Source organism: Zhihengliuella halotolerans (assembly GCF_004217565.1).
GTDB lineage: Bacteria > Actinomycetota > Actinomycetes > Actinomycetales > Micrococcaceae > Zhihengliuella > Zhihengliuella halotolerans.
The window spans coordinates 2,921,687-2,948,025 of sequence record NZ_SHLA01000001.1 but is presented as its reverse complement, the minus strand read 5'-3'; the positions used below and the strand labels follow the sequence as shown (position 1 = coordinate 2,948,025).

The following is a 26,339-nucleotide window of genomic DNA, read 5'->3' as shown; positions in this document are numbered from 1 at the left end:
GCGGGTGTGCCCAGCAAGTCTATGCGCCGGACTGGGCTCTCAGCCGCCGGCGACCGACTGCACGATCATGACCCGCGTGCCGGCCGGAATCGGAGTGTCCTGCCCGGCCAGGTCGCGGATGTTGTCCTGCCCGATGAACACATTGGCGTAACGCCGCACCTCGCCGAGCTCGTTGCGGATCTTGCGGCCGAACCTGGGGTGGCGTTCGGCGAGCACGTCGAGCACCGCCCCGATGCTCGGGTCGGCGCCGTCGTCCACCTCGACGCGCAGCTCGCGCGCCCCGTCCACCGACGCCGCGAGCACCTGCGGGACGTCCACGATGACCTCGCCCACGCCCCTACTCCTCCGGGAACTGAGGGACGTACTTCGCCGATCCCTGGGGCAGGGCGGTCTTCGGCACGACGGCGGCCCGCACGCTCAGCACGTCCGGCAGCCGGTGCGCGACCCGAGTGAAGGTCGCGCCCTCGTCGGCGCTCGCGAACACCTCGCCCGCGCGCGTTCCGAAGTAGACCCCCGTGGACTCCGGGTGGTCGTCGACTGCGGAGGCGTCGCGCAGGATGGTGTTGAAATCCTTGTCCGGCAGGCCGGCGTGGTTCTCCGTCCAGGTGTCGCCGCCGTCCTCGGTCTTGTAGACGGAGACGCGCGCGCCGGCCGGGATCCGGTCGATATCCGCGGCCATCGGAATGACCCAGCCGGTGCCGCCGATCCGCGGGTGCGTGAGGAACGTGAATCCGAAGTCGCCCGGCAGCCCGTCGGCGATCGAGACCCATGTCCCGCCGGCGTCGTCCGAGCGGTACACGCCCCCGTGGTTCTGGGCGTACAGGCGCCCGGGCTGCTCCGCGTCGCGGGCGATCCGGTGCACGCACTGGCCGTACTCGGGCTCTTCGCCGGGCAGGAAGCCGGCGGCGATGCCGCGGTTCGCGGGCTCCCACGTGGCGCCGCCGTCGTCGGAGCGGTAGACGCCCGCCGCCGAGGCGGCGATGTGGATCTGCTCGCTGTCCGGGTCGGGGTCCACGGTGTGCAGGCAGGGTCCGCCGCCGCCGGGTTCCCAGCTCGCCCGCTGCGGGTGGTCCCACAGGCCGCGGTTGAGTTTGAAGGTCTCGCCGCCGTCCTCGGAGCGCCACAGCGAGTGCGGCTCGGCGCCGGCCCACACGATGCCGGGGCGCGAGGCCGCGTCCGGGCGCAGGTGCCAGACGCGCTCGAGCGCGGCGCCGGTGTCCGGCGGGAACTTGATGGCCCCCTGCTCGGGGTCGGTCCAGGTGGCACCGAGGTCGTCGCTCGTGACGACCGTCGGGCCCCAGTGCCAGTCCAGCAGCCCGGCGAGGACGCGCGGGGCCCCGTTGCGGGTGTCGATTGCGACGGACGAGGCCTCGAGAATGAGGAAGTGCGGATCGGACAGGGTCCAGTGCTCGCGGTCCTCGCTCGCGGCGAGCCACAGGCCCTTCTTGGTTCCGATCGCCAGCAGAACCATGGTGTCGGCCGCAGCCGTTTCTGGTGCGCTCATGCCCACATTCCAACACCGAGGGCCCGTGCTGGCAATAGTTACCGACCGGTAGCGAGGATCAATCGCGGGCGATCAGGCCCGTCAGTCGACCCCACAGTGACCGGCGCGGGGCGCCCGTCGAATACGAGCGCGGAACGAAGTCCGGGTCCAGGCCCACGGGGGCGTAGAACAATGTCGGAGCGACTGTCGCCGCTCGTTCGGCTGCGGCGCGCGGGGAGGAGTCCGCGGAGTGGTCCGGGGTGCGGGGGCCGGTCGTGGTGTTCATGTTGTCTCCTCGTATCGAAAGTTCTCCTGCATTCCATAATGTGGAATCTAAATTCTGAATCCTGAAAACTAGTATGCGTCCTGCGTGCGGTGGTGGCAAGGGGTGTCGGCGGACGGATTCGAGGCCTGGTTCCACGTGCGGCCTTCGTCCGCCCCTGTGTGGCGACGAAGGGCGGGGACAGGTCGTTCCCAAGAATTTTCGACCACGGGGTTGACAGGCTCGACGTGACCGGCGTTACATTGATGGAAGAGAAGTTCCACCATACAAAAACATCGAATCAAGTTGATGCGGGTCCGCCCGCCAATGGTCAAGGGTGTTCAGCATTGAGGTGGACGTTGTCTAGACGACGAAAGAGCTGAACTCCCATGAACCTGAGCACCTTCAATTCACTGACTCCCGACGAGGCCCGTGCCGCCGTGCGGCCCTGCCTCGACGTCGACCGCTGGGTCGACGAGCTGGTCGCCGGCCGGCCCTACGCTGATGCCGAATCGCTCGCCGCCGCCGCCTCCAGTGCCGCGAACCCCTTCACCGACGCCGAAGTCGACGCCGCGCTCGCACACCATCCCCGCATTGGCGAACGCGCCGAGGGCTCGGGGGCCGAGGCGTGCCTCAGCCGCGGCGAACAGGCCGCCCTCGACCCCGCCGCCGAAACGGCCGCCCGCCTCGTTGAAGCCAATCAGGCCTACGAGAAGCGCTTCGGCCGGGTCTTTCTGATCCGCGCCGCCGGGCGCAGCGCCGAGGAGATCCTCTCCGAGGCCACCCGCCGCGTGCAGAACACTGACGAGGCCGAGGCCGCGGAGACGGCCGACCAGCTGCGGCAGATCGCCCTGCTGCGCCTGCACGGCGCCGTTGCCGAACCGGCTGCCGCCGGCGCGCAGCACCCCTGACGAACCACACGCCGGTGCTGGCGCGGCCGTCGTCGGGCCCGCACCGGGGGACACCTGCAGACAAGTGCAAAGGAGAGACTCGATGAGCGCTAGTGGACACACGAGCCACATCACCACCCACGTCCTCGACACTGCGGCCGGGCGACCGGCCTCCGGGGTCGCCGCGAAGCTCGAACAGCTCGCGGGCGATGAGTGGACGGCCATCGGCGACGGGAGAACCGACGACGACGGCCGAATCACCGACCTGAGCCCGCCCGCCGTGGAGCAGGGCACCTACCGCGTCACCTTCAGCACCGGCGACTACTTCGCCGCGCAGGACACGGACTCCTTCTTCCCGGAGGTCGTCATCGCCTTCCGCGTCACCGACGTGGACGCGCACTACCACGTGCCCCTGCTCATCAGCCCGTTCGCCTATTCAACCTACCGAGGAAGCTAGAACCATGACTCTGACCGCATCCGAAACCTCCACCGGCACCAAGATCGTGCTGGGGCGCAACCAGTACGGCAAGGCCGAGGTCCGACTCGTCAAGATCACCCGCGACACCGCGCGCCACCAGATCGAGGACCTGAACATCACGTCCCAGCTGCACGGCGATTTCACCGCCGCGCACACGGAGGGCGACAACGCCGCCGTCGTGGCCACGGACACCCAGAAGAACACGGTCTACGCGTTCGCCCGCGACGGCGTGGGCACCCTCGAGGGTTTCCTCACGCGCCTCGGCGACCACTTCACGACCGAGTTCGAGTGGGTCACGGGCGGCCGCTGGGCCGGGCAGCAGTTCTTCTGGGACCGGATCGAGGACCACGACCACGCGTTCTCCGCGAACAAGTCCGAGATCCGCACCGCGATCCTGGAGATCGCCGACGGTCAGAACAACATCGTCGCTGGCATCGAGGGCCTGACCGTTCTGAAGTCCACGGGCAGCGAGTTCCACGGCTTCCCGCGGGACCGTTACACGACCCTGAAGGAGACCACGGACCGTATCCTCGCGACCGACGTCACCGCCCGCTGGCGGTACAACACGGACGCCGTCGCCGGCGGCGGGATCCGGTTCGACGACGTCTACGCCTCCGTGCGCCGCCTGCTGCTGGGCGCCTTCGCCGACACCCACTCGCTCGCGCTGCAGCAGACGATGTTCAAGATGGGCGAGGCCGTGCTCGAGGCGCACCCGGAGATCGACGAGATCCGCATGAGCCTGCCCAACAACCACCACTTCCTCGTCGACCTGACCCCGTTCGGGCAGGACAACCCCAACGAGGTCTTCTTCGCTGCCGACCGCCCCTACGGCCTGATCGAGGCGGCGATCAAGCGCGACGGCGTTCCGGACACCCACCCGATCTGGGAGAACTCTTCCGGATTCTGCTAAACCGCCGCACGGAATCTGTCTGACAAGGAGGTCAGCTGTGACAGTTGCACGCAAGAGTAGACCCGCGCGGCCGGAGGACGAGCGCCTGCCACTGGGGCGGACGTTCGCCTACGGGCTCCAGCACGTCCTGACGATGTACGGCGGCATCATCGCGCCGCCGCTGATCATCGGCGCCGCGGCCGGGCTCGGGCCCGGCGAGCAGGCGGTCCTGGTCGCCTGCTGCCTGTTCGTCGGCGGGCTCGCGACGATCCTGCAAACCGTCGGCATCCCGTTCTTCGGGTGCCAGCTGCCGCTCGTGCAGGGCACGTCCTTCGCGTCCGTCGCCACGCTCGTGGCGATCGCGCAGGACGGAGGGGGAATCCAGGCCGTGTTCGGGGCGGTGTTGACGGCCGCCGTCATCGGGTTCCTGATCGCCCCGTTCTTCGCCAGGATCGTCCGCTTCTTCCCGCCGGTCGTGACGGGCGTGGTCATCACGATGATCGGGCTGTCGTTGACACCCGTCGCCGCGAACTGGGCCATGGGCGGGAACTCTTCGGCCGCGGACTACGCGAGCCTGGAGAACATCGGCCTCGCCGCGATGACCCTGGTCATCGTGCTGGCGCTGAGCAAGGTCGGCAACGCGGCGATCTCGCGGCTTTCGATCCTGCTGGCCATCGTCATCGGCACGCTGGTCGCGTGGGGGATCGGCATGGCCGACTTCTCGCAGGTCGGGCAGGGTGCGTTCTTCGCCCTGCCGCAGCCGTTCGCTTTCGGCCCGCCGACGTTCCACGCCGGCGCCATCATCTCGATGGTCATCGTGGTGCTGGTCATCCTCACGGAGACGACGGCGGACATTCTGGCCGTCGGGGAGATCGCCAAGACCCGCGTCGACTCCCGGCGCATCGCCGACGGGCTGCGGGCGGATATGATCTCCTCGATCGCGGCGCCGGTATTCAACACGTTCACGCAGAGCGCGTTCGCCCAGAACGTCGGCCTCGTGGCGATCACCGGTGTGAAGAGCCGGTTCGTCGTCACCGCCGGCGGCGTGATCCTGCTGATCCTCGGCCTCCTGCCGGTCCTGGGGCGCGTGGTCGCGTCGATCCCGCTGCCCGTGCTCGGCGGCGCCGGAATCGTTCTCTTCGGGACCGTGGCCGCGTCCGGGATCCGGACGCTCTCCAAGGTCCAGTTCAGCGGGCAGAACCTGATCATCGTCTCCGCGTCGATCGCGTTCGGCATGATCCCCGTCGTGGCGGAGGGCTTCTACGAGCACTTCCCGGCGTGGGTCGGGACGATCTTCCACTCGGGCATCAGTTCGGCAGCCGTCATGGCCGTGGCACTGAACATCGTCTTCAACGAGATCAAGGCCGGAAACTCCAAGGGGGGCTCGGTGTTCCACGCGGCCCCGCCGCGCATGGTCAAGACGGAGGAAATCCGCAGCCTGCGCGAGGGGGACCACTACGAGGCGGGCAAGCTCATCGACGCCAAGGGCGACGAGGTCCCCGTGGTGACCGCCGAGCAGTTCACAGTGGCATTGGCGCAACACCTCAAGGCCTGCGACGAGGCGGGCATCGAGCCGGAGCTGCCCGACGGCGTCGACCGCCGCGAGGTGCTCCAGGATGCCGAGCAGTCGGCGCGCCAGGACCACGTCCGGAGCACGTGAACCGGCGGGTCCCGGGGACTACGGGATAGCTGAACGGATGGCGAAAGCCGGGGGAATACCAACAGGTATTCCCCCGGCTTTCGCCATCCATTTCGGTGGTGGCGCGGTCGGGGCCGTTGCGTGAATGGCCGACCGCGGCCGGGTCCGGGTCCGGGTCCAGCGGTCGTTGCCGCCGGGCGCACCGGACTGCGCGCCCGGGGCCGATCAGGCGCTGACGCCGGTGAGGGCTTCCGAGATGGTGCCGGTGGCCCGCTTGAGGGCGTCGACCGCCTTGACTGCGAAATCCTCGCCGACGCGCGAGATGGGGCCCGAGATGGACAGGGCCATGGGGGTCGGGGCGCCCGAGACGGGCATCGCGAAGCAGCGGACGCCGATCTCCTGCTCCTCCTCGTCGACCGCGTAACCCTGCGCGCGGATCTGCTCCACCTCGGCCATGAGGGCCGGCAACGTGGAGATCGAGTGTTCGGTGGCGGCCGGCATGCCGGCCTGCAGGACCAGGCGGGTGATGCGCTCGTCGTCGAGCGTGGCGAGGATCGCCTTGCCGACGCCGGAGTTGTGCAGGTTGGCGCGGCGGCCCACCTCGGTGTTCATCCGCATGCTGTGCGGGGAGGGGACCTGGCCCGTGTACGTGACCATGTCGCCGTCGAGCACCGCCAGGTTGGCGGACTCGCCGAGCTCCTGGACCAGCGAGCGCAGCACCGGGGCCGCGAGGGCGCCGAGCTGGCGGTTGGCGACCTCGCCGAGGCGGATCAGGCGCGGGCCCAGGGCGTAGCGGCGGTTGGGCAGCTGGCGTACGTGGCCGATTCCGACGAGAGTGCGCAGCAGGCGGTGGATCGTCGGCAGCGGCAGCGGGGTCTGTTCGGCGAGTTCGCTCAGGGTGCATTCGCCGCCGGCGCGCGCGATGAGCTCGAGCAGGTCGAAGGCCCGCTCAACGGATTGGACGCCCGAACTGGTCTTGGCGGTCATGTGCACTCCTCGCGATGTGGTCGCATTCTCGATGTCACAGGGGCTTGTGACCCACTTGTCAGGCTATCGCATCGCCGAACGGTTTTTCCGCCCAACGAAATTTTTTCGCACGGAACTGAGTCTTGGGCCTTGAAATTCCATGATGTAAATCATAGTATCCACTATACGGAAAGAAGTTCTCGGCAATCGGAGGATTGCCACCCGTCGCTTTGCACGACGAGGCCTACAAGGAGGTACGGAACATGGGAGCACCCAGCCCCGGCTACTCGCTGACGATCCGCGTCGAAGCCCCAGCCACCATCACCGCGACCAGCGAGCTCGCCGCCGCCGTCGGCGCCGCGGGCGGTTCGGTCACGGCGCTCGACGTCGTCGAGTCGGGTCACGACAACGTCGTCGTGGACGTCAGCTGCAACACCACGGACACCTCCCACGCGGAACAGATCCGCGGGGCGCTCGACGACCTCGAGGGTGTGCACGTGCGCAAGGTCTCCGACCGCACCCTCCTCATGCACCTCGGCGGCAAGCTCGAGATCAACCCCAAGGTCGCCCTGCGCAACCGCGACGACCTCTCCCGCGCCTACACCCCCGGCGTCGCCCGCGTCTGCCAGGCCATCGCCGCGAACAAGGACGACGCGCGCCGACTGACGGTCAAGCGCAACACCATCGCCGTGGTCTCAGACGGGTCCGCCGTGCTGGGTCTGGGCAACATCGGCCCCGAAGCCGCCCTGCCCGTCATGGAGGGCAAAGCGGCCCTCTTCAAGCAGTTCGCCGGCGTCGACGCGTGGCCCGTCTGCCTGGATACGCAGGACACCGAGGAGATCATCGCCGTCGTCAAGGCCATCGCCCCGGTCTACGGCGGCGTGAACCTCGAGGACATCGCGGCCCCGCGCTGCTTCGAGATCGAGCGCCGCCTGCGCGACGAGCTCGACATCCCCGTTTTCCATGACGACCAGCACGGCACGGCGATCGTCACCCTGGCGGCCCTCGTCAACGCGCTCAAGGTCGTCGGCAAGCAGATCGGCGACGTCAAGATCGTGGTCTCCGGTGTCGGCGCCGCGGGCCACGCCATCATCGGGCTGCTGCAGGCCAGCGGGGCGACGAACATCGTCGCCTGCGGCCGCAATGGCGCGATCGCCCGCGGCCAGGAGCACACGGACGCGCACCGCGTCTGGATCGCGGAGAACACGAACCCCGAGGGCTTCACCGGGTCCCTGCACGAGGCCATCGTCGGCGCGGACGTCTTCATCGGCGTCTCCGGACCGAACATCCTGGCTGAGGAGCACGTGGCCTCCATGGCGAAGGACTCGATCGTCTTCGCGATGGCGAACCCGGACCCGGAGGTCGACCCCGCCGCCGCTGGTCGGCACGCCGCCGTCGTCGCCACAGGGCGTTCGGACTTCCCGAACCAGATCAACAACGTCCTGGCGTTCCCGGGCGTCTTCCGCGGTCTGCTGGACGCGCAGACATCCGAGATCACCGATGAGATGCTGGTGGCAGCGGCCGAGGCCATCGCCTCCCGCGTGAGTGACGCCGAGCTCAACCCCGGCTTCATCATTCCGAGCGTGTTCGACCCGAAGGTCGCCACCGAGGTGGCCGCCGCGATCGTCGCGGTCGCCTCGGCACCCGCCCCGGCCACCGCCAACTAGTCACCCGTCGACAAAGGAGCACCAGAGATGACCATCACCGCCCAGCCGGCACCCGACGTTGCCGGTGCCGAGGAGATCCTCACGCCGGATGCCCTCGCTTTCGTCGAGAAGCTGCACACCCGCTTCGCCGGGACCCGCGACGAGCTGCTCGAGGCCCGCGTCGCCGCCCGCGCCGCGGCCGCCGAGACCGGCCGCATGGACTTCCTTCCGGAGACCGCCGACGTGCGCGCCGGCGACTGGAAGGTCGCGGACGCGCCCGAGGCCCTGCGCGACCGCCGCGTCGAGATCACCGGGCCGCCGTCGCCCGCGAAGATGGCGATCAACGCCCTCAACTCCGGCGCCAAGGTGTGGCTGGCGTGCCTCGAGGACGCGTCGGCCCCGACATGGCACAACGTCGTCGACGGCATCAAGAACCTGACCGAGGCCGCCCGCGGCACCCTGGCCTACACCTCGCCGGAGGGCAAGACGTACACGCTGCGCACGGACATCCCGCGCGCCGTCGTCGTCATGCGACCGCGCGGCTGGCACCTGCCGGAGGCGCACGTGAGCATCAACGGGCAGCCGGCCATCGGCGCGCTCGTGGACTTCGGGCTGCACTTCTTCCACAACGCCCGCCACCTGGCCGAGACCGGGCAGGGACCGTACTACTACCTCGCCAAGACCGAGTCCCACCTCGAGGCGCGGCTGTGGAACGACATCTTCACCTTCGCCGAGGGTGAGCTCGGGCTCGAGCACGGCACCGTCCGCGCGACGGTCCTCATCGAGACGATCCCGGCCGCCTTCCAGATGGACGAGATCCTCTACGAGCTGCGCGAGCACGCCTCGGGCCTCAATGCCGGCCGCTGGGACTACCTGTTCAGCATCATCAAGTACTTCCGCGGGGCGGGCGAGAAGTTCGTCATGCCGGACCGCGCCGACGTCGCGATGACGGCCCCGCTGATGCGCGCCTACACCGAGCTGCTCGTGCAGACGTGCCACAAGCGCGGCGCCTTCGCGATCGGCGGCATGGCGGCGTTCATCCCGAACCGCCGCGAGCCGGACGTGACCGCGGCGGCCTTCGAGAAGGTCCACGCCGACAAGGCGCGCGAGGCGGCCGACGGATTCGACGGCTCGTGGGTGGCCCACCCGGACCTGGTCGAGGTGTGCCGCGAGGAGTTCGACGGCGTCCTCGGCGCCAAGCCGAACCAGCTGGACCGCCAGCGTCCGGAGGTCGCGGTCACGCCCGAGCAGCTGCTCGACGTCGAGTCCGTGCCGGGCCGGGTCACCGAGGCCGGCGTGCGCATGAACCTCTACGTCGCCGTCAACTACACGGCCGTGTGGCTCTCGGGCAACGGGGCGGTCGCCATCCACAACCTGATGGAGGACGCAGCCACCGCGGAGATCTCCCGCTCGCAGATCTGGCAGCAGATCCGCAACGAGGTCGTCGCCGAGGACACCGGCAACACCATCACCGCTGAGCTGGTCAAGACCATCCTGGGCGAGGAGGTCGAGCGGTTGCGCGCCGAGGTCGGCGACGAGGAGCGATTCGCGACGTACTACGTGCCCGCGGCCGAGCTGATCGAACGCCTGGTCTCCGGGCGCGACGAGGACTTCGAGGAGTTCCTCACGCTTCCCGCCTACCGCCACCTCACCCGGGAGGTCATCGCGTCATGACGATCGGACCCGTTCTCGGGCAGGAGGCTGCCACGGCGCTCGACGCCCGTCTCGCCGCCGCCGACCACGAGCTCGCCACCCGCTACCCGGGCGAGGACGGCCGCCGCCAGCCCGTGCATACCGTGTACGTCTCGGCCGAGCGATTCACGCCGGAGCTGGCGGCCGACTGGGGCGCCCGCGGCCTCGAGGCGGCGCGCGCCGCCGGCGGCCTGCAGTCCCTCGCTGAGACCATCGGCCTCGGCGGGGCCGACGGCGGCGGGAACTCCCGCGCGGCCGTGCTGGCCGAGCTCGTTCAGGCGAAGCTCGCCGCCGAACCGATCGAGGACCTGCGCCTGGACTTCGAGGACGGGTACGGCGACCGTGGCGACGAGCAGGAGGACGCCGACGCTGTGGCGGCCGCGGATGCCGTGGCCCGGGCGGTCGCGGCCGGCACGGCTCCGCCGTTCATCGGCATCCGCTTCAAGTCCTTCGAGGCGCCGACCCGCCGCCGCGGCCTGCGCACGCTCGACCTGTTCGTCTCCGCACTCATCGCCGCAGGGGCCGAGCACGGGCTGCCGGGGGACCGGCTGCCGGAGGGCCTCGTCCTCACGCTGCCGAAGGTCACCTCGGTGGAGCAGGTGGAGGCGATGGTCGACGTCGTCGAGCGCCTCGAGGCCGCGCACGGCCTGGCCGCCGGCCGGCTGCGCTTCGAGGTGCAGATGGAGACCCCGCAGCTGATCCTCGCGGCGGACGGGACGGTCCCGAGCGCCCGCCTGATCCACGCCGGCGCTGGCCGCGTGTCGAGCCTGCACTACGGCACCTACGACTACTCGGCGTCGCTCGGGATCGCGGCCGCGTACCAGTCGATGGAGCACCCGGCCGCGGACTTCGCGAAGAACGCGATGCAGGTCGCGGTTGCGGGTACCGGCGTGCACCTCTCCGACGGCTCGACCAACATCCTGCCCGTCGGCGACCCCGAGAACGCGGTGGCCGCGTGGCGGCTGCACGCGCGCCTCGTCCGCCGCCACCTCGAGCGGGGCATCTACCAGGGGTGGGACCTGCACCCCGCGCAGCTGCCCACGCGCCACCTGGCCACCTACGCGTTCTACCGGGACGGGTTCGCGGCTGCCGCGGCCCGCCTGCGCAACTACGTGCACGAGATCGAGTCGTCCGTCATGGACGAACCGGCGACGGCACGCGCCCTCGCGGCCTTCATCCGCCGCGGACTCGTCTGCGGCGCCCTGACGGCCGACGAGATCGTCGAGGCCGCCGGCGTCGACGCCGCGACCCTCGACTCCCTCGCGCTGAACCGACCCATCGATGCAGAAGAAGGTACCCATGTCTGAGCTAGCCACCGCCCGCGCTTCGGCGCCCGCCTACCAAGGCGCGATCGGCGGCCTGCCGCCGCAGTCGAACCTGCTGAGCGACCGCGCCGTCGTCACCGAGGCCTACACCGTCATCCCGCGCGGCGTGCTGCGCGACATCGTCACCTCCGTCTTCCCGGAGTGGACCGGCGCGCGCGCCTGGGTGCTCAACCGTCCGGTCTCCGGCGGTGCGACGACGTTCGCCCAGTCGATCGTCGAGGTCGCCCCCGGCGGCGGGTCCAAGCGTCCCGAGCCGCAGGCCGAGGTCGAGGGGTTCGTCTTCGTGCTCTCCGGCAGCCTGACCGTGATCATCGACGGCACGGAACACGTGCTTACGGAGGGCGGGTTCGCTTTCCTGCCGGCCGGCACCGACTGGAGCGCCGCGAACAACGGCGTCGACCCGACCCAGTTCCAGTGGCTGCGCAAGCGCTACGTCCCGCTGGCCGGGCACGCGCCGCGCGTCGTCGTCGGCAACGAGCGCGACATCGAGCCCAGCCCGATGCCGGACACCGACGGGGCCTGGCGCACCACGCGCATGCTCGACCCGGAGGACCTGGCGTTCGACATGCACGTGAACGTCGTGACCTTCGAGCCTGGCGCGTCGATCCCGTTCGCCGAGACCCACGTCATGGAGCACGGCCTGTACGTCCTCGAAGGCAAGGCGGTATACCGTCTGAACGAGGACTGGGTCGAGGTCGAGGCCGGCGACTACATGTCCCTGCGAGCCTTCTGCCCACAGGCCTGCTACGCGGGCGGGCCGTCGAAGTTCCGCTACCTCCTCTACAAGGACGTGAACCGCCAGATCGCGCTGTAGGCGATAGCGGTCCGCGACGAACGAAGGCCCCCAGCCATTGGCTGGGGGCCTTCGCCTCATCACTCGCACCTTCGAGGTGACTACGACACTACGGGTCGAGTCTGAAATTAAACTGGACATGACCTGCTGGTTTGCTGGCGTGCTGTTTCGGGCGCGACGTCGAACAGCTCGGGTCGGGCATCACTGGTCGTAGATGTCCCGGCGGTGTCCGGCGCGTACGACCGTGACAAGGAGGCGGCCGTCGTCGATTTCGTAGATGACGCGGTAGTTGCCGCTGCGCACCCTCCAGGCTTCACGCCCGGTGAGCTTCTTGCAACCATGCGGGCGCGGATTGTCAGCCAGCGACGCGGTCAGATCCAGCACCCTCTTGCGTTCGGGCGGAGGCACCTTTTGGATCAGACGACTGGCGGCGGCGGTGTATTCGATCCGGTAGCTCATGCATCGAGGTCGGCCACGAGGTCAGCATGGCTGATTCGTGTGCCGTCGTCCTCAGCCTTGGCTTCGTCGTAGGCCGCGACGTCGCGAGTCATCTCGAACTCCTCCAGAGCCTCGAGGTCTTCAACGCTCACGACGACGGCGGCAAGCCTGCCGTGGCGGGTAATGCCGATGCGTTCTCCTGCGTACATCGCACGGCCGAGCACGTCGGAGAGTTGGCTTCGCAGCTCGCGGGTCGTGATCTCACTAGTGACGGTCTCCATGTGTACATACTACGCTTAATTCCAAGTGTGTACACAAGTGGTACATCCAGCCTCCGTCAGGCGAGGAACGTGGGCGCGCTGACCGCGCGTCTTCTCCACGTTCTTCTGTCAGGATGAGGGCACGACAGTGCCTGTTCGCGCGGCGGCCGGCGGGGAATTCCCGGAAGACGCGGCGCGACTCGCGCGAGAGAACTCACAGAGGAGGATGGACGGAGTGATGCGGTCGACAGCGGCATCGTTCCCGGCGCCTGCCCGGCCGATGGCGAGCCTTGGCTAGCGCGGCGGATACGGCGACCGGCAGGCAAGCGCGCCCGTCACTCCTCAGGCGGCTCTACGTCTCCAACGGCGCAGACATCGCCGGTCGGTCCCTCGCCGACTACATCGTCGACGTCGTGGCGGTCACCATGCTCGGGGCGACCGCCATGCAGATGGGCGCTCTGAACATCCTGCAGACCCTGCCCATGATGCTGCTGGCGGTTCCAATCGGAGTCCTGATCGACCGCCGACCGACGAGCGGTCCACTCATCGGATCGCAGATCCTCAGGGCGATCGTCGTCGCGGTCCTTGTGTTCGTCGCGAGTGCCGATGCCCTCACGCTGACGTGGATTGCGGCGTTCGTGCTGCTTTCGGGGCTCCTCGCGACCTTCGCCGAGGCGGGGCAGGCCAAGGCCGTGCTGCGTGCTTCCGATCCGGGGCGCGCCGGAGGGGCCTACGGTGTGCTCCAGGCGACCGACTCGGCTGCCGGCATTGTCGTTCCCGCCGCTGCGGGCGTGCTTCTGGCGCAGGCGGGTGCGCCCACCGCACTGGCCGTCTCCGCGGCGTTGGCACTCGTCGGCGGCGCGGCGCTCCTGACACGCGCGTGGTCGTCGAAGACCCAGGTCGGTGAGATAGCCGACGCGAAATCTTCGATGACCGGCCCCGCGGCGTTCGCCCGGGAGGCCGGAGAGGGGTTCGCCGTCATCTGGAGGATCCGCCGCCTGCGGTATCTGACGGGGGCCTCATTCCTCCTCGGCTGCGGTCTCGCAGCGTACTCGGCGATCGAGGCCATCTACGTCCTGCGGGACCTCCGTGTCGCCGTCGTCGATTTCGGAATAATCGTCTCGGCCGGGGCTGCAGGCGGCCTGATCGGCAGTCTCGTTTCCGGTCCATTCGCCCGCTGCTTCGGGCGGCTGCGACTGACTCGCATGACCTTCGTCCTCACGATAATGTGCGCACTGCTGCTCTTTGTCCCCCTGATGTATCCCCGCGCCGCCGTTCCGGTGCTCGCGCTGCAGTTTCTCCTCTGGGGCGTCTTCGTGGTCGCAAACAACGTGCAGGTGGCCGCGCTGGTTGTCGAGATCGTGCCCGAGTCCGCCGTCGGCCGCGTCATCGCGACGCGGCGGACGGCCACCATGGCTTCGATCCTCGTCGGCAGCGTCTTCGGTGGCGCACTCGGGGGCGCGGTCGGGACGGAATGGGTTCTGGTGCTGTTCGTCGGGCTCCTGGCCGGCGCCGCGATCTGCGCGTTCCGAGCCGACTAGAACGGCCATTCCGCGATTCGGGTCTTGGCAGAGCGCTCCGCGGTGAATACTGTAGGGGCAACGGGTGCGCCGCCGAGGCTCCGCGCCCGCCCGCACCGCCGAGGTGCCCCTGGATCAGCAGACAGGGTGTAACTGAGCTGGCTCGTCACTAGTCGAACCACTTCAGGAGGACCCCGTGAACACCACCGCGCCCAGGCTCTGGATCAAGAACCCGCTCGCCGTCTTCACCGCCAACGATCTCGACGCCGGCGGCGGCGTCGTCGTGTGTGGGGACCGGATCGCCGAGCTCGTCCCCGCCGGCGGACGGCCACAGCAGCCGTGCGAGGAGGTCTACGACGCCGGCCGCCACGTCCTGCTGCCGGGCCTGATCAACACGCACCACCACTTCTACCAGACCCTCACCCGCGCGTGGGGTCCTGCCGCCGACGTGCCCCTGTTCCCGTGGCTGCAGAACCTCTACCCCGTCTGGGCGCGGCTGACTCCGGACGCGCTCGAGCTCGCCGTCGAAGTCGCGCTCGCCGAGCTGCTGCTCTCCGGCTGCACGACCGCCGCCGACCACCATTACCTCTTCCCGGACGGACTGCAGGACGCCGTAGACATCGAGGCGTCCGTGGTCCGGCGCATGGGGATGCGCGCGACGCTCACCCGCGGGTCCATGACCCTCGGCGAGGACGACGGCGGCCTGCCGCCGCGCTCGACCGTCCAGCGGGCCGACGTCGTCCTCGCTGACAGCGAGCGGCTCATCCGCGAACATCACGAGGCGGGCGCGGGCGCCGTCGTGCAGATCGCGCTGGCGCCGTGCTCGCCGTTCTCCGTGACGAGCGAGGTCATGAAGGAGAGCGCGGCGCTCGCCGAGCGGCACGACGTCCGGCTGCACACGCATCTCGCCGAGACGCTCGACGAGGAGGACTTCTGCCGCGAGAAGTACGGCCTGCGCACGGTCGATTATCTGGAAAGCGTCGGCTGGCTCGGGGACCGCACGTGGCTCGGCCACGGCATCCACTTCGACGACGCCGAAATCGCCCGGCTAGGCGCGGCAGGGACCGCGGTGGCCCACTGCCCGACGTCGAACATGCGGCTCGCCTCCGGGACGGCGCGGGTGCTGGACCTGGAGGCGGCCGGGGTGCCGGTGGGGCTCGGCGTGGACGGATCGGCCTCGAACGACGCGTCGAACATGATCCTCGAGGCCCGGCAGGCCGTCTACCTGCAGCGGCTGCGCTACGGGGCCGACGTGCCGGTGACGCGGGCGCTCGGCTGGGCGACGCGCGGTTCGGCGGCGGTGCTCGGGCGCACCGACATCGGCCAGCTGGCCCCCGGGATGCAGGCCGACCTCGCGATGTTCACCCTGGACGGGCTGCGCTTCTCCGGCAGCCACGATCCGCTCGCCGCGCTCCTGCTCTGCGGCGCGGACCGAGCGGACCGGGTGATGATCGGCGGGGTGTGGCGCGTCGTGGACGGCGCCGTGCCGGGCCTGGACGTCGAGTCCCTCGCGGCGCGGCACTCGGAGGCAGCCCGTCGGCTCGTCGCCGGGTAGGGGGTGCAGCGGGTCCGGGCTCCAGTGACGAGCGCGGACCCGCTCCGACGTGCGTGTATTCCGAGAGACGGAAAAAATTTCTCACAAACCCTTCCGCTCGGCCGAAAAGCGGACTAGGGTGGGCTACATCTCGTGACGCAGGTCACGTAACCTGGGAGCAGCAGGCAGGGTCGTAATGAGCTGACATCACTCGATGTCGGCTCATTTTTTATGCCGCGAACCCCACAACCTCATCGACGCCAGATTTCTCGCACCAACAGTCACGTCACCACTCCTCCGGCTCAGCTGTCGGAACGAATCAGGAAGACTGCCATGATCCTCAAGAAGAAATCCCGGCCCGGGGCCTCCCGCTCCGGCCCCGCACGACCGGAGGACGAGCGGCTGCCCCTGGGCAGTACGTTCGCGTACGGCTTCCAGCACGTCCTCACGATGTACGGCGGCATCATCGCGCCGCCGCTCATCATCGGTGCCGCCGCGGGTATGGACTCCCAGGACATCGGCCTGCTCATCGCGGCTTGCCTCTTCGTGGGTGGTTTGGCCACGATTCTGCAGACGATCGGCGTGCCCTTCTTCGGTTCCCAGCTCCCGCTGGTCCAGGGTGTCTCCTTTGCCGGCGTCTCCACGATGGTCGCCATCGTGCACGGGGGCGGCGGGATCCAGTCGGTCTTCGGGTCGGTGATCGTCGCCTCGCTCATCGGTCTGGCCATCACCCCGGTGTTCTCCAAGATCATCAGATTCTTCCCGCCGGTCGTGACCGGAACGGTCATCACGACGATCGGCCTGACGCTCATGCCGGTTGCCGCTAACTGGGCCATGGGCGGCAATTCCCAGGCTGAAGACTATGGAAGCGTCTCGAACATCGGCCTCGCGGCCGCGACGATGGCCGTCGTGCTGCTGCTGAGCAAGGTCGGCAGCTCGGCGATCTCGCGCCTTTCCATCCTGCTGGCCATGGTCGTCGGCACGCTCATCGCCCTGGCCGTCGGCAAGGCGGACTTCTCCAAGGTCGGCGAGGGCGACGTCGTGGCTTTCCCGACGCCGTTCGCCTTCGGCGCACCGACCTTCGAGATCGCGGCGATCATCTCCATGCTGATCGTCATCCTCGTGACGCTGACGGAGACCTCGGCCGACATCATCGCCGTCGGCGAGATCACCAAGTCCAAGGTCGACGCCAGGCGCATTGGCGACGGTCTTCGGGCCGACATGCTCTCGAGCGCGCTCTCGCCGGTCTTCAACTCCTTCACCCAGAGCGCCTTCGCCCAGAACGTTGGCCTCGTCGCGATCACCGGCATCAAGAGCCGCTTCGTGGTCAGCGCGGGCGGCTTGATCCTCGTGGTCCTGGGGCTGCTGCCGATCCTCGGCCGGGTCGTGGCGGCCGTGCCGACGCCCGTGCTCGGCGGTGCCGGCGTCGTCCTCTTCGGGACCGTCGCTGCCAGCGGCATCCGCACCCTGGCAAAGGTCGAGTACCGGGGCAACATGAACCTGATCATCGTGGCCGCCTCGATCGGGTTCGGCATGATCCCGATCGCGGCACCGCACTTCTACGACCAGTTCCCGGCCTGGTTCGCCACGATCTTCCACTCGGGCATCAGCTCGGCGGCCATCGCGGCGATCCTGCTGAACATCATGTTCAACCACGTGAAGAAGGGCAACACCGAGAACCAGTCGGTGTTCGTCGCCGGGACTGAACGCTCGGTCACCGACCAGGACGTCGCGTGCCTGGCCGACGGCGACCACTTCGAAGACGGCAAGCTGATCGACCGCGAGGGCCGCGAGGTCCCCATCACGTCGAGCATCGACGTCGTCAAGGTGCCGGACCGCACCGAGACACGCGAGCCGTAGTCCGCCGGGGCAAAACGAAGGCCCCCAAACCACTGGCTGGGGGCCTTCGCCTCATCACTCGCACCTTCATGAGGTGCTACCAACATTAGACATCGATTCTGGGAGGACGCTGTGTTATCTGTGATCGATACCTGTCAGTTGCGATGCCGCGTCGCCCGGGAGCGAACTCCAGTCGATACGGCGGCGCGATGTCTACGACCAGCCCGTGACCTGCGCGAAGACCAGGAAGATCAGCGCGATCACGAACCAGATCAGGAACAGCGGGATGAAGAATTTCACCCATTTCTGCCACGGGACGCCGGCGATGGCCAGGGTGGCCATGAAGTATCCCGACGTCGGGAAGAGAATGTTTCCGAACCCGTCGCCCAGCTGGTAGGCCAGCACGGCGGTCTGGCGGGTCACGCCGAGAATGTCGGCCAGCGGAGCCATGATGGGCATGGTCACGAGGGCCTGGCCGCTGCCCGAGGGGATGATGAAGTTCAGGCCCATCTGGCCGACGAACATTCCGACGGCGGCCAGCGCGGCGGGCAGGCCGCCGACGGCCTCGCCGAGGGCGTAGACGATCGTGTCGAGGATCTGGCCGTCCTCCAGCACGACGGCGACGCCGCGGGCGATGCCCGCGATCAGGGCGCCGACGAGGACCGCACGGAAGCCGTCGTTGAAGGCCTCGGCGAGCTCCGCGCCGCGCAACCCGGAGATCACGCCGACGATGGCGCCCACGAGGATGAACAGACCGGCCATCTCCATCATGAACCAGCCCAATTTGAGGACACCGAACACCAGAACCGCGAAGAAGCCGAGGGCGACGACGGCGGCCGCACGCTGGCGCTTGGTCATCTTGTGCGACGGCTCGTCCCGCGAGGCCTCGGTGTAGTCGCGGCGCTTCTCCATCTCCGCGGGGCTGCCGTGCATGAGGCTGAGCGTCTGGTCGCGACGCACCTTGTTCGCGTAGCGGATCACGAAGACGATCGCGATGGTCACGGTGACGACGAAAATGACCGCGCGCAGGCCGAATCCGGACCACAGCGGGACGCCGGCGAGCTTCTGCCCGAGGCCGGTGTTGATCGGGTTGAGGATGCCGGAGGTGAACCCCGCCGTCGTCGCACACAATGCGATGGCGGCCGCGACGATCGAGTCGTACTTCAAGGCGATGATCAACGGGAGGATCACCGGCACATACACCAGGGCGAGCTCCTGGGTGCCGATGAGCGTCGCGACGAGCGAGAACGTGCCCATGAGGACGGCGATCAGCACCGGTCCACGGTTGGAGAAGCGTTTGCTGAGGGCCTCGACCGCGTGTTCGACCAGCCCGGTGGCCTTCAGTACGCCGAAGAGCCCGCCGATCATGAGCGTGAAGATGACGACTTCCGCGGCGGAGACCATGCCGCGGGGGATCGCCAGCATGAAGTCTACGAGGGTCGTCGGCTGCGACGCGATGAACTGGAAGCTCTCCGGGTCGATCGTCGTGCGCCCGTCGGGTCCATCGATGCGCTCGTAGCTGCCCCCGGGTACGAGGTACGTGGCGAGTGCGCCCAGCGCGATGAAGCTGAAAAGGATGATGTAGATGTGGGGGACGCCGAAGCGCCACCTCCTCTTCGCTGCGACGTCCCCTTGTTCGCGGGTCGACTTGTCGGTGCGTGAGTTCATGTCGGGCCTCCATTGTGATTGCGGCTGGCCCCTGAAGGGGCGTCCGATGGTTTGCCTCGGCTCTGATGAGAAGCCGTGAGTTCCATTCTGCGGAAGAAAAATTCCGCAAAGCGCTGATTAAGTAACGCCCATCACACGCAGCCCTGTCAAGGTTAAATACCGCATCGCGGTAGTTCGGCGCCGATAAGTGGAAAGTTCCTTGACAGGTGTCTCGCACCACATCTAGTATTTTCAGCAAGCAATAGTTTTCTTCCGCAATATGGAATCAACGACGAGGAGGGCCTCATGTCCTACACAGTGAACTGCTCGATCCTGCTGACCGAACTGCCCCTGCTGGAACGACCGGCTGCGGCCAAGGCCGCCGGCTTCGATCAGGTCGAGTTCTGGTGGCCCTTCGCGGAGGCCGTTCCGGCCGATGCCGAGGTGGACCGCTTCATCACCGCCCTGGACGACGCGGGTGTGAAGCTGACCGGCTTGAACTTCCTCGCCGGCGACATGCCGGGCGGTGACCGCGGTCTGGTCTCCTGGACGGGCCGCGAGATCGAGTTCCGCGACAACGTCGATGTGGTCGCAGGGATCGGCGAATCCACGGGATGCCGTCACTTCAACGCGCTCTACGGCAACCGGCTGGAGTCCTCCACCGCCGCCGCACAGGACGAACTGGCCGTCGAGAACCTCGCCGCAGCCGCGGCCGGGGTCGGCAGGATCGGCGGTACCGTGCTGCTCGAGCCGGTCTCGGGTGCGCCCGCCTACCCGCTCAAGACCGCGTCCGACGCCCTCGGCGTCATCGACCGCGTCGCTGCCGCCGGGGCCGACAACGTCAAGCTGCTGGCCGACTTCTATCACCTGTCCGTCAACGGAGACGACGTCGCCGCCGTCGTCGAGTCCCACGCTAAGGACTTCGGCCACATCCAGATCGCCGACAACCCGGGCCGTGGGGCCCCAAGTACGGGCGACCTCCCGCTCGGCGAGTGGATCACCCGGTCCCGCGAACTCGGCTACGCCGGCCCCGTGGGCCTCGAATACAAGGCCGCCCGCGAGGACGCCTTCACCTGGCTCATCCGCCAGCCGGCCTGAGCCTCCCGCCGCCGCACCGAACAGTCAACGTAGACCTCACGCAAGGAGCACGCACCATGGCACAGCAGAAAATCGCCTTCATCGGACTCGGCATCATGGGCCTGCCGATGGCCAAGAACCTCGTCGCGGCCGGGTTCTCCGTCGCCGGCTACAACCGCAGCCCGGAGAAGACCGCCGAGCTCGTCGCAGCCGGCGGCACGGCCGCCGGGACGATCGGCGAGGCGGTGGCCGAGGCCGACGTCATCATCACGATGGTCCCCGACTCGCCCGACGTCGAGGGTGTCGTGATCGGCGAGAACGGCGCCTTCGCCCAGGCAAAGGACGGCGCGCTCTGGATCGACAACTCAACGATCCGTCCCGACGTCGCCGTGGCGCTGGCCGAGGAGGCGCGGGCGGTCGGCCTGCGCGCCCTCGACGCACCGGTCTCCGGCGGCGAGGCGGGCGCCATCTCGGGCGCCCTGTCCATCATGGTCGGCGGCGACGCCGCGGACTTCGCCGCAGCCGCGGACGTCTTCGCGGCCGTCGGCAAGACGATCGTGCACGTCGGCCCGGCCGGATCCGGTCAGACCGTCAAGGCCGCGAACCAGCTCATCGTGGCCGCCAACATCCAGGCACTCGCCGAGGGTGTGGCCTTCCTCGAGGCCTACGGCGTCGATACGACGGCGGCGCTCGAGGTCCTCGGCGGCGGCCTCGCCGGCTCGAAGGTCCTGGACCAGAAGGGGCAGAAGATGCTGGACCGCGACTTCGCCCCCGGCTTCCGCCTCGCCCTGCACCACAAGGACATGGGGATCGTGACCGCGGCGGCCCGCGAGGCCGGCGTCGTCCTCCCGCTCGGCGGCCTCGTCGCGCAGCTCGTGGCCTCGACCGTCGCCAGCGGCGACGGCGGGTTGGACCACTCGGGCCTCTTCCGCGGCGTCCAGCGCCTCGGCGGCTCCGACACCACCGCAGAGGCCGCCGCAACCACCACGGCCTGACGGCCACGGGCGGCCCCGCCGCCCCCATCATGACTTCAAAGGAGCAATCATGACCCGCATGCGCACGGTCGACGCGATCGCGTTGATCCTCGAGAAGGAAGGCGCCACGGAGGCCTTTGGCCTGCCCGGCGCCGCCATCAACCCGCTGTACTCGGCGATGAAGGCCCACGGCGGCATCCGCCACACCCTCCACCGCCACGTCGAGGGCGCGTCCCACGCGGCCGACGGCTACTCGCGGGCCACCGGCGGGATCGGCATCTGCATCGGTACCTCCGGTCCGGCCGGCACCGACATGATCACGGGCCTCTACGCCGCGATCGCCGACTCCATCCCGATGCTCTGCATCACCGGGCAGGCCCCTACGCACGTCCTGCACAAGGAGGACTTCCAGGCCGTCGACATCGAGTCGATCGCCAAGCCGGTCACGAAGTTCGCCTCGACGATCCTCGAGCCGGGCCTGATTCCCGGCACCTTCGCCAAGGCCTTCCAGATCATGCGCTCAGCCCGCCCGGGCCCCGTGCTGCTGGACCTGCCGATCAACGTGCAGATGGCCGAGATCGAGTTCGACATCGACGCCTACGAGCCGCTGCCCGTGGACCGCCCGGCCGCGACCCGTGCGCAGGCCGAGAAGGTCCTCGACCTCCTCGTCGCCGCGCGGAACCCGCTCATCATCGCCGGTGGCGGCGTGATCAACGCCGAGGCCTCGGCGCAGCTCGTCGAACTCGCCGAACTGCTGAACATCCCCGTCTCACCCACGCTCATGGGCTGGGGCTCGATTCCCGACGATCACCGCCTGCAGTCCGGCATGGTCGGCATCCAGACGCACACCCGGTACGGCAACGAAACCTTCCTGGCCTCGGACTTCGTCCTGGGTGTTGGCAACCGCTGGGCCAACCGCCACACCGGCGACCTGGACACGTACCGCGCGGGCCGCAAGTTCGTGCACATCGACATCGAGGCGACGCAGGTCGGCCGCGTGTTCAGTCCCGACCTGGGCATCGTCTCCGACGCCGGCGCGGCGCTCGAGCAGCTCATCGCCGCCGCCCGCGACCGCCAGGCGGCCGGCGTGCTGCCGGACTACTCCGCGTGGGCCGACGAGTGCACGGCACGCAAGGGCACGGGCCACCGCAAGACGAACTTCGACAACGTCCCGGTCAAGCCGCAGCGCGTGTACCAAGAGATGAATGCGGCGTTCGGGCAGGACACCACGTACGTCTCCACGATCGGCCTCTCGCAGATCGCCGGCGCGCAGATGCTGCACGTCTTCGGCCCGCGCCGGTGGATCAACGCGGGCCAGGCCGGGCCCCTCGGCTGGACCGGCCCCGCGGCCCTCGGCGTCGTGCGCGGCAAGCCCGGCCAGACGGTCGTGGCGCTCTCCGGCGACTACGACTTCCAGTTCATGATCGAGGAGCTCGCGGTCGGCGCCCAGTTCAAGCTGCCGTACATCCACGTCGTCGTGAACAACTCGTACCTCGGCCTGATCCGCCAGTCGCAGCGCGGGTTCGACATGGATTACCACGTGTCCCTGGGCTTCGAGAACATCAACTCCCCGGAGACCAACGGCTACGGCGTCGACCACGTCAAGGTCGCCGAGGGCCTCGGCTGCAAGGCCGTGCGCGTGGAGGACCCGAACCGACTCGCGGAGGGCTTCGCCGAGGCCGGACGTCTCGCCGCCGAGCACCAGGTGCCCGTGGTCGTGGAGGTCATCCTCGAGAAGGTCACCAACATCTCGATGGGCGCCTCGCTCGACGCGGTGAACGAGTTCGAGGAGCTGGCGATCTCGGCTGCGGATGCGCCGACCGCGCTGACCCCGCTGAGCCTCAAGAGCCCGGCCGAGCCGGCGGGCGCTGGAGTCTAGGGCCGGCCATGCGAGTGGTGGTGGCACCCGACAAGTTCAAGGGCTCGCTCACGGGCGCCGAGGCGGCCGCGGCGATCGCCGCCGGCGTGCGCGAGATCTTCGCCGACGCCGAGATCGTGACCCTCCCCGTCGCCGACGGCGGAGAGGGCACGGTCGCCGCGGCGGTCGCCGCCGGCTTCGAGGAGCACACGACGACGGTCGCCGGGCCGACGGGCGTCGACCATCAGGCGGTGTTCGCGCTGCGCGGGGCCACCGCCGTCGTCGAGCTGGCCGCCGCGTCCGGACTCGACGCGCTGCCCGCCGGGCCCGACCCGATGGGCGCGACGAGCCGGGGCACCGGGGACGCGATCCGCGCCGCCCTCGACGCGGGGGCGCGCACGATCGTGCTCGGTGTCGGCGGCAGCGCCTCGACCGACGGCGGGGCCGGCATGCTCGTCGGGCTCGGCGCCCGGCTGCTGGACGCCTCCGGGACGGTCCTGCCCGACGGCGGCGCCGCCCTCGCGCGGCTCGCGTGCGTCGACCTCTCCGGGCTCGATCCGCGCATCGTCACCACCTCGTTCACCCTCGCCGCAGACGTTGACAACCCCCTGCTCGGTGACCGTGGCGCGGCGGCGGTGTTCGGGCCGCAGAAGGGTGCGGACGAGGCACAGGTCGTGGAGCTCGACGCCGCCCTCGCGCAGTTCGTCGAGGTCCTCGACCGGGTCGCCGGCACCGACTGCGCCGGCCTGGCCGGGCAGCCCGGGGCCGGGGCGGCCGGCGGCGTGGGCTTCGCGGCGCTGGCGCTGCTGGGAGCGCGCCGCCGCAGCGGCTTCCAGGTCGTCGCCGAGCTCGTCGGCCTGCACGCCGCGATCGCCGGGGCGGACGCGGTCGTCACGGGCGAGGGCAGCCTCGACGAGCAGACCCTCGGCGGCAAGGCCCCGGCCGGGGTCGCGGCGGCCGCCATCGCCGCAGGGATCCCCGCCCACGCGGTCTGCGGCCGCAGCCTCCTGGACGACGACGCGCGCGCGGCCGCCGGCTTCGCCTCCGTCCTCGCGCTCACCGACCTCGAACCCGACCCGGAGGTGTGCATGCGCGAGGCCGCCGTCCTCGCCCGCGAGGCCGGGCGCACCATCGCCCAGCACCTCGCCGAGAACGTCGGCGCTACCATCGGCACATCGACCCGAACGAAGGAGCTCACCTCATGACAGCGACCAGCGCAGCCCACGCCGCCGCGACCGCGACCGCAGCCGAAGGGGTCGCCTACGACGTCGTCCTGCGCGGGGCGCGCGTCCTCGTCGACGGCACCGTCGCCCCCCGCCAGGTGGGCGTCAATGACGGCCGCATCGCTGCCGTCGTCCCCTACGAGGAGACGTTGGAGGGCGAGCGCGTCGTCGAGCTCGGGGAGCACCAGGTGCTGCTGCCGGGCCTCGTCGACACGCACGTTCACGTCAACGAGCCCGGTCGCACGGAGTGGGAGGGCTTCGACTCGGCGACCCGCGCGGCCGCTGCCGGCGGCGTGACCACGCTGATCGACATGCCGCTGAACTCGATCCCGCCGACCATCGACGTCGCCGCGCTGGAGACCAAGCAGGAGGTCGCCGCCGCCAAGGCGCACATCGACGTGGGCTTCTGGGGCGGGGCGGTGCCCGGCAACGAGGCGGACCTGCGGCCGCTGCACGACGCCGGCGCCTTCGGGTTCAAGTGCTTCCTGCTGCACTCGGGTGTGGACGAGTTCGCGCCGTTGACGCCCGAGGCGATGGAGGCCGATATGGCGATCCTGGCCGAGTTCGATTCGCTCATGATCGTGCACGCCGAGGACGCGGGGACGATCGACGCCGCCCCGGAGCCTTCCGGCACGGGCTACGCCGGCTTCCTGGCCTCACGCCCCCGCTCCGCGGAGGACACGGCGATCCAGGCCGTGATCGAGGCCGCTCGGCGCACCGGCGCCCGCGCGCACATCCTGCACCTGTCGTCGTCGGACGCCCTCGACGCGATCCGCGCCGCGAAGGCCGACGGCGTGCGCATCACCGTGGAGACGTGCCCGCACTACCTGACGCTCGAGGCCGAGGCGATCCCCGACGGGGCCACCGCGTACAAGTGCTGCCCGCCGATCCGCGAGCGCGCCAACCGCGATCTGCTGTGGGAGGCGCTGGCCGACGGGACGATCGACTGCATCGTCTCCGACCACTCGCCGTCCACCGTGGAGCTCAAGCTCGCCGGCGGGGGCGACTTCGGCCAGGCCTGGGGCGGCGTGTCCTCGCTGCAGCTGGGGCTCTCGCTGATCTGGGACGAGGCGAAGCGCCGCGGCATCGCGCTGGAGCGCGTCGTGGACTGGATGGCAACCAACACCTCGCGGCTCGTCGGTCTCGAGAACAAGGGCCGGATCGGCGTCGGTGCAGACGCCGACTTCGCGGTCTTCGAACCGGAGACCGCGCTCCGCGTCGACGCTGCGCAGCTGCACCACCGCAACCCGGTGACCCCCTACGACGGCCGCGAGCTGACCGGCGTCGTCGCCTCCGCCTGGGTCCGCGGTGAGCAGGTCGATTTCGAGACGCCGCGCGGGAAGCTCATCCGCCGCGGGGAGGCCTGACGGCCCACTAGATTCCCGGGGACGGGCCGACGGCGGCGAATCAGTGGCGATTCGCGCCGCGGCCGGTCCGGCCCCGGGGGCAAGCGTGCGGCCCGCTGCGAGCGGTGCCGCCCGACCGGTGCCCGTCCGTTGGAGCGGGCGGGCACCGGAACCCTTTCGCCAGGGAAGGCCCGGCCACTCATCGTCGCGAATTGGTGCTTCGCCCGACGACGAGGGGTCGGGCCGCTGGTGTGCCGTGCGCGAATCTCTGTCAATGGAGTTTATCGATGACGTAGACAATGCGGATGTCCTGCCAGATGAACTCTCCGACCTCGAGGTCGAATTGGTGAGCCATCATGTGGGCGAGCAGGGAGTAGGCGGCGATGTTGAATGGGACGCCCAAGAACATGTCCGCGCTGCGCTGGTAGAGCTGGCATGAAAGTCTGCCCGGCCCGAGACCGGGGTGCCGCACTCGAGGACTTCCCGCAGCAGGTCCTCGTATACGGGGCGCTGAACGTTTCGGGGACCTTCCTAACTGGGGCAGCGGGGGGGCGGAGCAA

At 69.3% G+C, this 26,339-nt stretch carries 23 protein-coding genes and 1 pseudogene; 16 read left to right on the top strand and 8 right to left on the bottom strand.

Annotation, left to right across the window (positions count from 1 at the left end):
- Positions 1 to 39 precede the first annotated feature (39 nt).
- Genes EV380_RS13485 through EV380_RS13475 form a run of 3 tightly spaced genes read right to left on the bottom strand, consistent with a single transcriptional unit; the run spans position 40 to position 1,769 of the window.
- Positions 40 to 333 (bottom strand): MoaD/ThiS family protein, encoded by a 294-nt coding sequence (locus tag EV380_RS13485; protein ID WP_130451583.1) that lies wholly within the window; start codon positions 331 to 333, stop codon positions 40 to 42.
- A gap of 4 nt (positions 334 to 337) precedes the next feature.
- Positions 338 to 1,504 carry a WD40/YVTN/BNR-like repeat-containing protein gene (locus EV380_RS13480; RefSeq protein ID WP_130451582.1) on the bottom strand — a complete coding sequence of 389 codons (1,167 nt, stop codon included), beginning with the start codon at positions 1,502 to 1,504 and terminating at the stop codon, positions 338 to 340.
- A gap of 58 nt (positions 1,505 to 1,562) precedes the next feature.
- Complete coding sequence (locus tag EV380_RS13475; RefSeq protein ID WP_130451581.1) at positions 1,563 to 1,769, bottom strand: hypothetical protein; 207 nt, start codon at positions 1,767 to 1,769, stop codon at positions 1,563 to 1,565.
- A 365-nt stretch (positions 1,770 to 2,134) separates the two neighbouring features.
- On the opposite strand from EV380_RS13475, the gene uraD reads away from it, so the two are divergent.
- From uraD to EV380_RS13455, 4 genes are all read left to right on the top strand, one after another.
- Entirely contained in the window at positions 2,135 to 2,656 is a 522-nt protein-coding gene (gene uraD / locus EV380_RS13470) for a 2-oxo-4-hydroxy-4-carboxy-5-ureidoimidazoline decarboxylase (RefSeq protein WP_130451580.1), read from the top strand.
- A gap of 82 nt (positions 2,657 to 2,738) precedes the next feature.
- Entirely contained in the window at positions 2,739 to 3,092 is a 354-nt protein-coding gene (gene uraH / locus EV380_RS13465; RefSeq protein WP_130451579.1) for a hydroxyisourate hydrolase, read from the top strand.
- Between the two features lie 4 nt (positions 3,093 to 3,096).
- Positions 3,097 to 4,023: a factor-independent urate hydroxylase gene (gene pucL, locus EV380_RS13460; RefSeq protein WP_130451578.1), complete on the top strand. Its 927-nt coding sequence runs from the start codon at positions 3,097 to 3,099 to the stop codon at positions 4,021 to 4,023.
- A gap of 37 nt (positions 4,024 to 4,060) precedes the next feature.
- Positions 4,061 to 5,662: a nucleobase:cation symporter-2 family protein gene (locus tag EV380_RS13455; RefSeq protein ID WP_130451577.1), complete on the top strand. Its 1,602-nt coding sequence runs from the start codon at positions 4,061 to 4,063 to the stop codon at positions 5,660 to 5,662.
- A gap of 204 nt (positions 5,663 to 5,866) precedes the next feature.
- Here EV380_RS13455 and EV380_RS13450 read toward each other — a convergent pair whose 3' ends face one another.
- The gene (locus EV380_RS13450; protein ID WP_102158584.1) at positions 5,867 to 6,628 is read right to left on the bottom strand and encodes an IclR family transcriptional regulator; all 762 of its coding nucleotides are present in this window, start codon (positions 6,626 to 6,628) and stop codon (positions 5,867 to 5,869) included.
- A gap of 242 nt (positions 6,629 to 6,870) precedes the next feature.
- Here EV380_RS13450 and EV380_RS13445 point away from each other — a divergent pair, with 242 nt between their 5' ends.
- Genes EV380_RS13445 through EV380_RS13430 form a run of 4 tightly spaced genes read left to right on the top strand, consistent with a single transcriptional unit; the run spans position 6,871 to position 12,084 of the window.
- The gene (locus EV380_RS13445; RefSeq protein ID WP_130451576.1) at positions 6,871 to 8,274 is read left to right on the top strand and encodes an NAD-dependent malic enzyme; all 1,404 of its coding nucleotides are present in this window, start codon (positions 6,871 to 6,873) and stop codon (positions 8,272 to 8,274) included.
- 27 nt (positions 8,275 to 8,301) lie between these two features.
- Positions 8,302 to 9,927 (top strand): malate synthase A, encoded by a 1,626-nt coding sequence (gene aceB / locus EV380_RS13440; protein ID WP_130451575.1) that lies wholly within the window; start codon positions 8,302 to 8,304, stop codon positions 9,925 to 9,927.
- Entirely contained in the window at positions 9,924 to 11,252 is a 1,329-nt protein-coding gene (locus EV380_RS13435; RefSeq protein WP_130451574.1) for a DUF6986 family protein, read from the top strand. The genes aceB and EV380_RS13435 overlap by 4 nt, the downstream gene beginning before the upstream one ends.
- Positions 11,245 to 12,084, top strand: coding sequence for a bifunctional allantoicase/(S)-ureidoglycine aminohydrolase (locus tag EV380_RS13430; RefSeq protein ID WP_130451573.1), 840 nt, complete (start codon positions 11,245 to 11,247; stop codon positions 12,082 to 12,084). Before EV380_RS13435 ends, EV380_RS13430 begins: the two co-directional genes overlap by 8 nt.
- 180 nt (positions 12,085 to 12,264) lie before the next feature.
- Here EV380_RS13430 and EV380_RS13425 read toward each other — a convergent pair whose 3' ends face one another.
- Both EV380_RS13425 and EV380_RS13420 read right to left on the bottom strand, forming a co-directional pair.
- Positions 12,265 to 12,522: a type II toxin-antitoxin system RelE family toxin gene (locus EV380_RS13425; RefSeq protein WP_130451572.1), complete on the bottom strand. Its 258-nt coding sequence runs from the start codon at positions 12,520 to 12,522 to the stop codon at positions 12,265 to 12,267.
- Positions 12,519 to 12,782 carry a type II toxin-antitoxin system Phd/YefM family antitoxin gene (locus tag EV380_RS13420; RefSeq protein WP_130451571.1) on the bottom strand — a complete coding sequence of 88 codons (264 nt, stop codon included), beginning with the start codon at positions 12,780 to 12,782 and terminating at the stop codon, positions 12,519 to 12,521. Before EV380_RS13420 ends, EV380_RS13425 begins: the two co-directional genes overlap by 4 nt.
- A gap of 269 nt (positions 12,783 to 13,051) precedes the next feature.
- On the opposite strand from EV380_RS13420, the gene EV380_RS13415 reads away from it, so the two are divergent.
- The 3 genes from EV380_RS13415 to EV380_RS13405 all read left to right on the top strand — a co-directional run bounded on the left by EV380_RS13415 (position 13,052) and on the right by EV380_RS13405 (position 17,675).
- Positions 13,052 to 14,302 carry an MFS transporter gene (locus tag EV380_RS13415; protein WP_130451570.1) on the top strand — a complete coding sequence of 417 codons (1,251 nt, stop codon included), beginning with the start codon at positions 13,052 to 13,054 and terminating at the stop codon, positions 14,300 to 14,302.
- A 175-nt stretch (positions 14,303 to 14,477) separates the two neighbouring features.
- Positions 14,478 to 15,836, top strand: a complete 1,359-nt coding sequence (locus EV380_RS13410) for an 8-oxoguanine deaminase (RefSeq protein ID WP_130451569.1) — start codon at positions 14,478 to 14,480, stop codon at positions 15,834 to 15,836.
- 312 nt (positions 15,837 to 16,148) lie between these two features.
- On the top strand, positions 16,149 to 17,675 hold the full coding sequence (locus tag EV380_RS13405) for a nucleobase:cation symporter-2 family protein (protein WP_130451568.1): 1,527 nt from the start codon (positions 16,149 to 16,151) through the stop codon (positions 17,673 to 17,675).
- 192 nt (positions 17,676 to 17,867) lie between these two features.
- Here EV380_RS13405 and EV380_RS13400 read toward each other — a convergent pair whose 3' ends face one another.
- A complete protein-coding gene (locus EV380_RS13400) occupies positions 17,868 to 19,322 on the bottom strand; it encodes a YfcC family protein (protein WP_130451567.1) in 1,455 nt (484 codons plus the stop codon).
- 285 nt (positions 19,323 to 19,607) lie between these two features.
- Here EV380_RS13400 and EV380_RS13395 point away from each other — a divergent pair, with 285 nt between their 5' ends.
- Genes EV380_RS13395 through allB form a run of 5 tightly spaced genes read left to right on the top strand, consistent with a single transcriptional unit; the run spans position 19,608 to position 25,800 of the window.
- Positions 19,608 to 20,399 carry a hydroxypyruvate isomerase family protein gene (locus tag EV380_RS13395; protein ID WP_130451566.1) on the top strand — a complete coding sequence of 264 codons (792 nt, stop codon included), beginning with the start codon at positions 19,608 to 19,610 and terminating at the stop codon, positions 20,397 to 20,399.
- 56 nt (positions 20,400 to 20,455) lie between these two features.
- Positions 20,456 to 21,373: a 2-hydroxy-3-oxopropionate reductase gene (locus EV380_RS13390; protein ID WP_130451565.1), complete on the top strand. Its 918-nt coding sequence runs from the start codon at positions 20,456 to 20,458 to the stop codon at positions 21,371 to 21,373.
- Positions 21,374 to 21,422: 49 nt separating this feature from the next.
- Positions 21,423 to 23,231 (top strand): glyoxylate carboligase, encoded by a 1,809-nt coding sequence (gcl, locus tag EV380_RS13385; protein WP_130451564.1) that lies wholly within the window; start codon positions 21,423 to 21,425, stop codon positions 23,229 to 23,231.
- Between the two features lie 8 nt (positions 23,232 to 23,239).
- The gene (locus EV380_RS13380) at positions 23,240 to 24,415 is read left to right on the top strand and encodes a glycerate kinase (protein ID WP_130451563.1); all 1,176 of its coding nucleotides are present in this window, start codon (positions 23,240 to 23,242) and stop codon (positions 24,413 to 24,415) included.
- Positions 24,412 to 25,800 (top strand): allantoinase AllB, encoded by a 1,389-nt coding sequence (gene allB, locus EV380_RS13375; protein WP_130451562.1) that lies wholly within the window; start codon positions 24,412 to 24,414, stop codon positions 25,798 to 25,800. Before EV380_RS13380 ends, allB begins: the two co-directional genes overlap by 4 nt.
- Before the next feature lie 292 nt (positions 25,801 to 26,092).
- Here the strand turns inward: allB and EV380_RS13370 are convergent.
- Positions 26,093 to 26,227 (bottom strand): annotated as a pseudogene (locus tag EV380_RS13370) (thymidylate synthase); the annotation flags it as partial.
- Between the last annotated feature and the right edge of the window lie 112 nt (positions 26,228 to 26,339).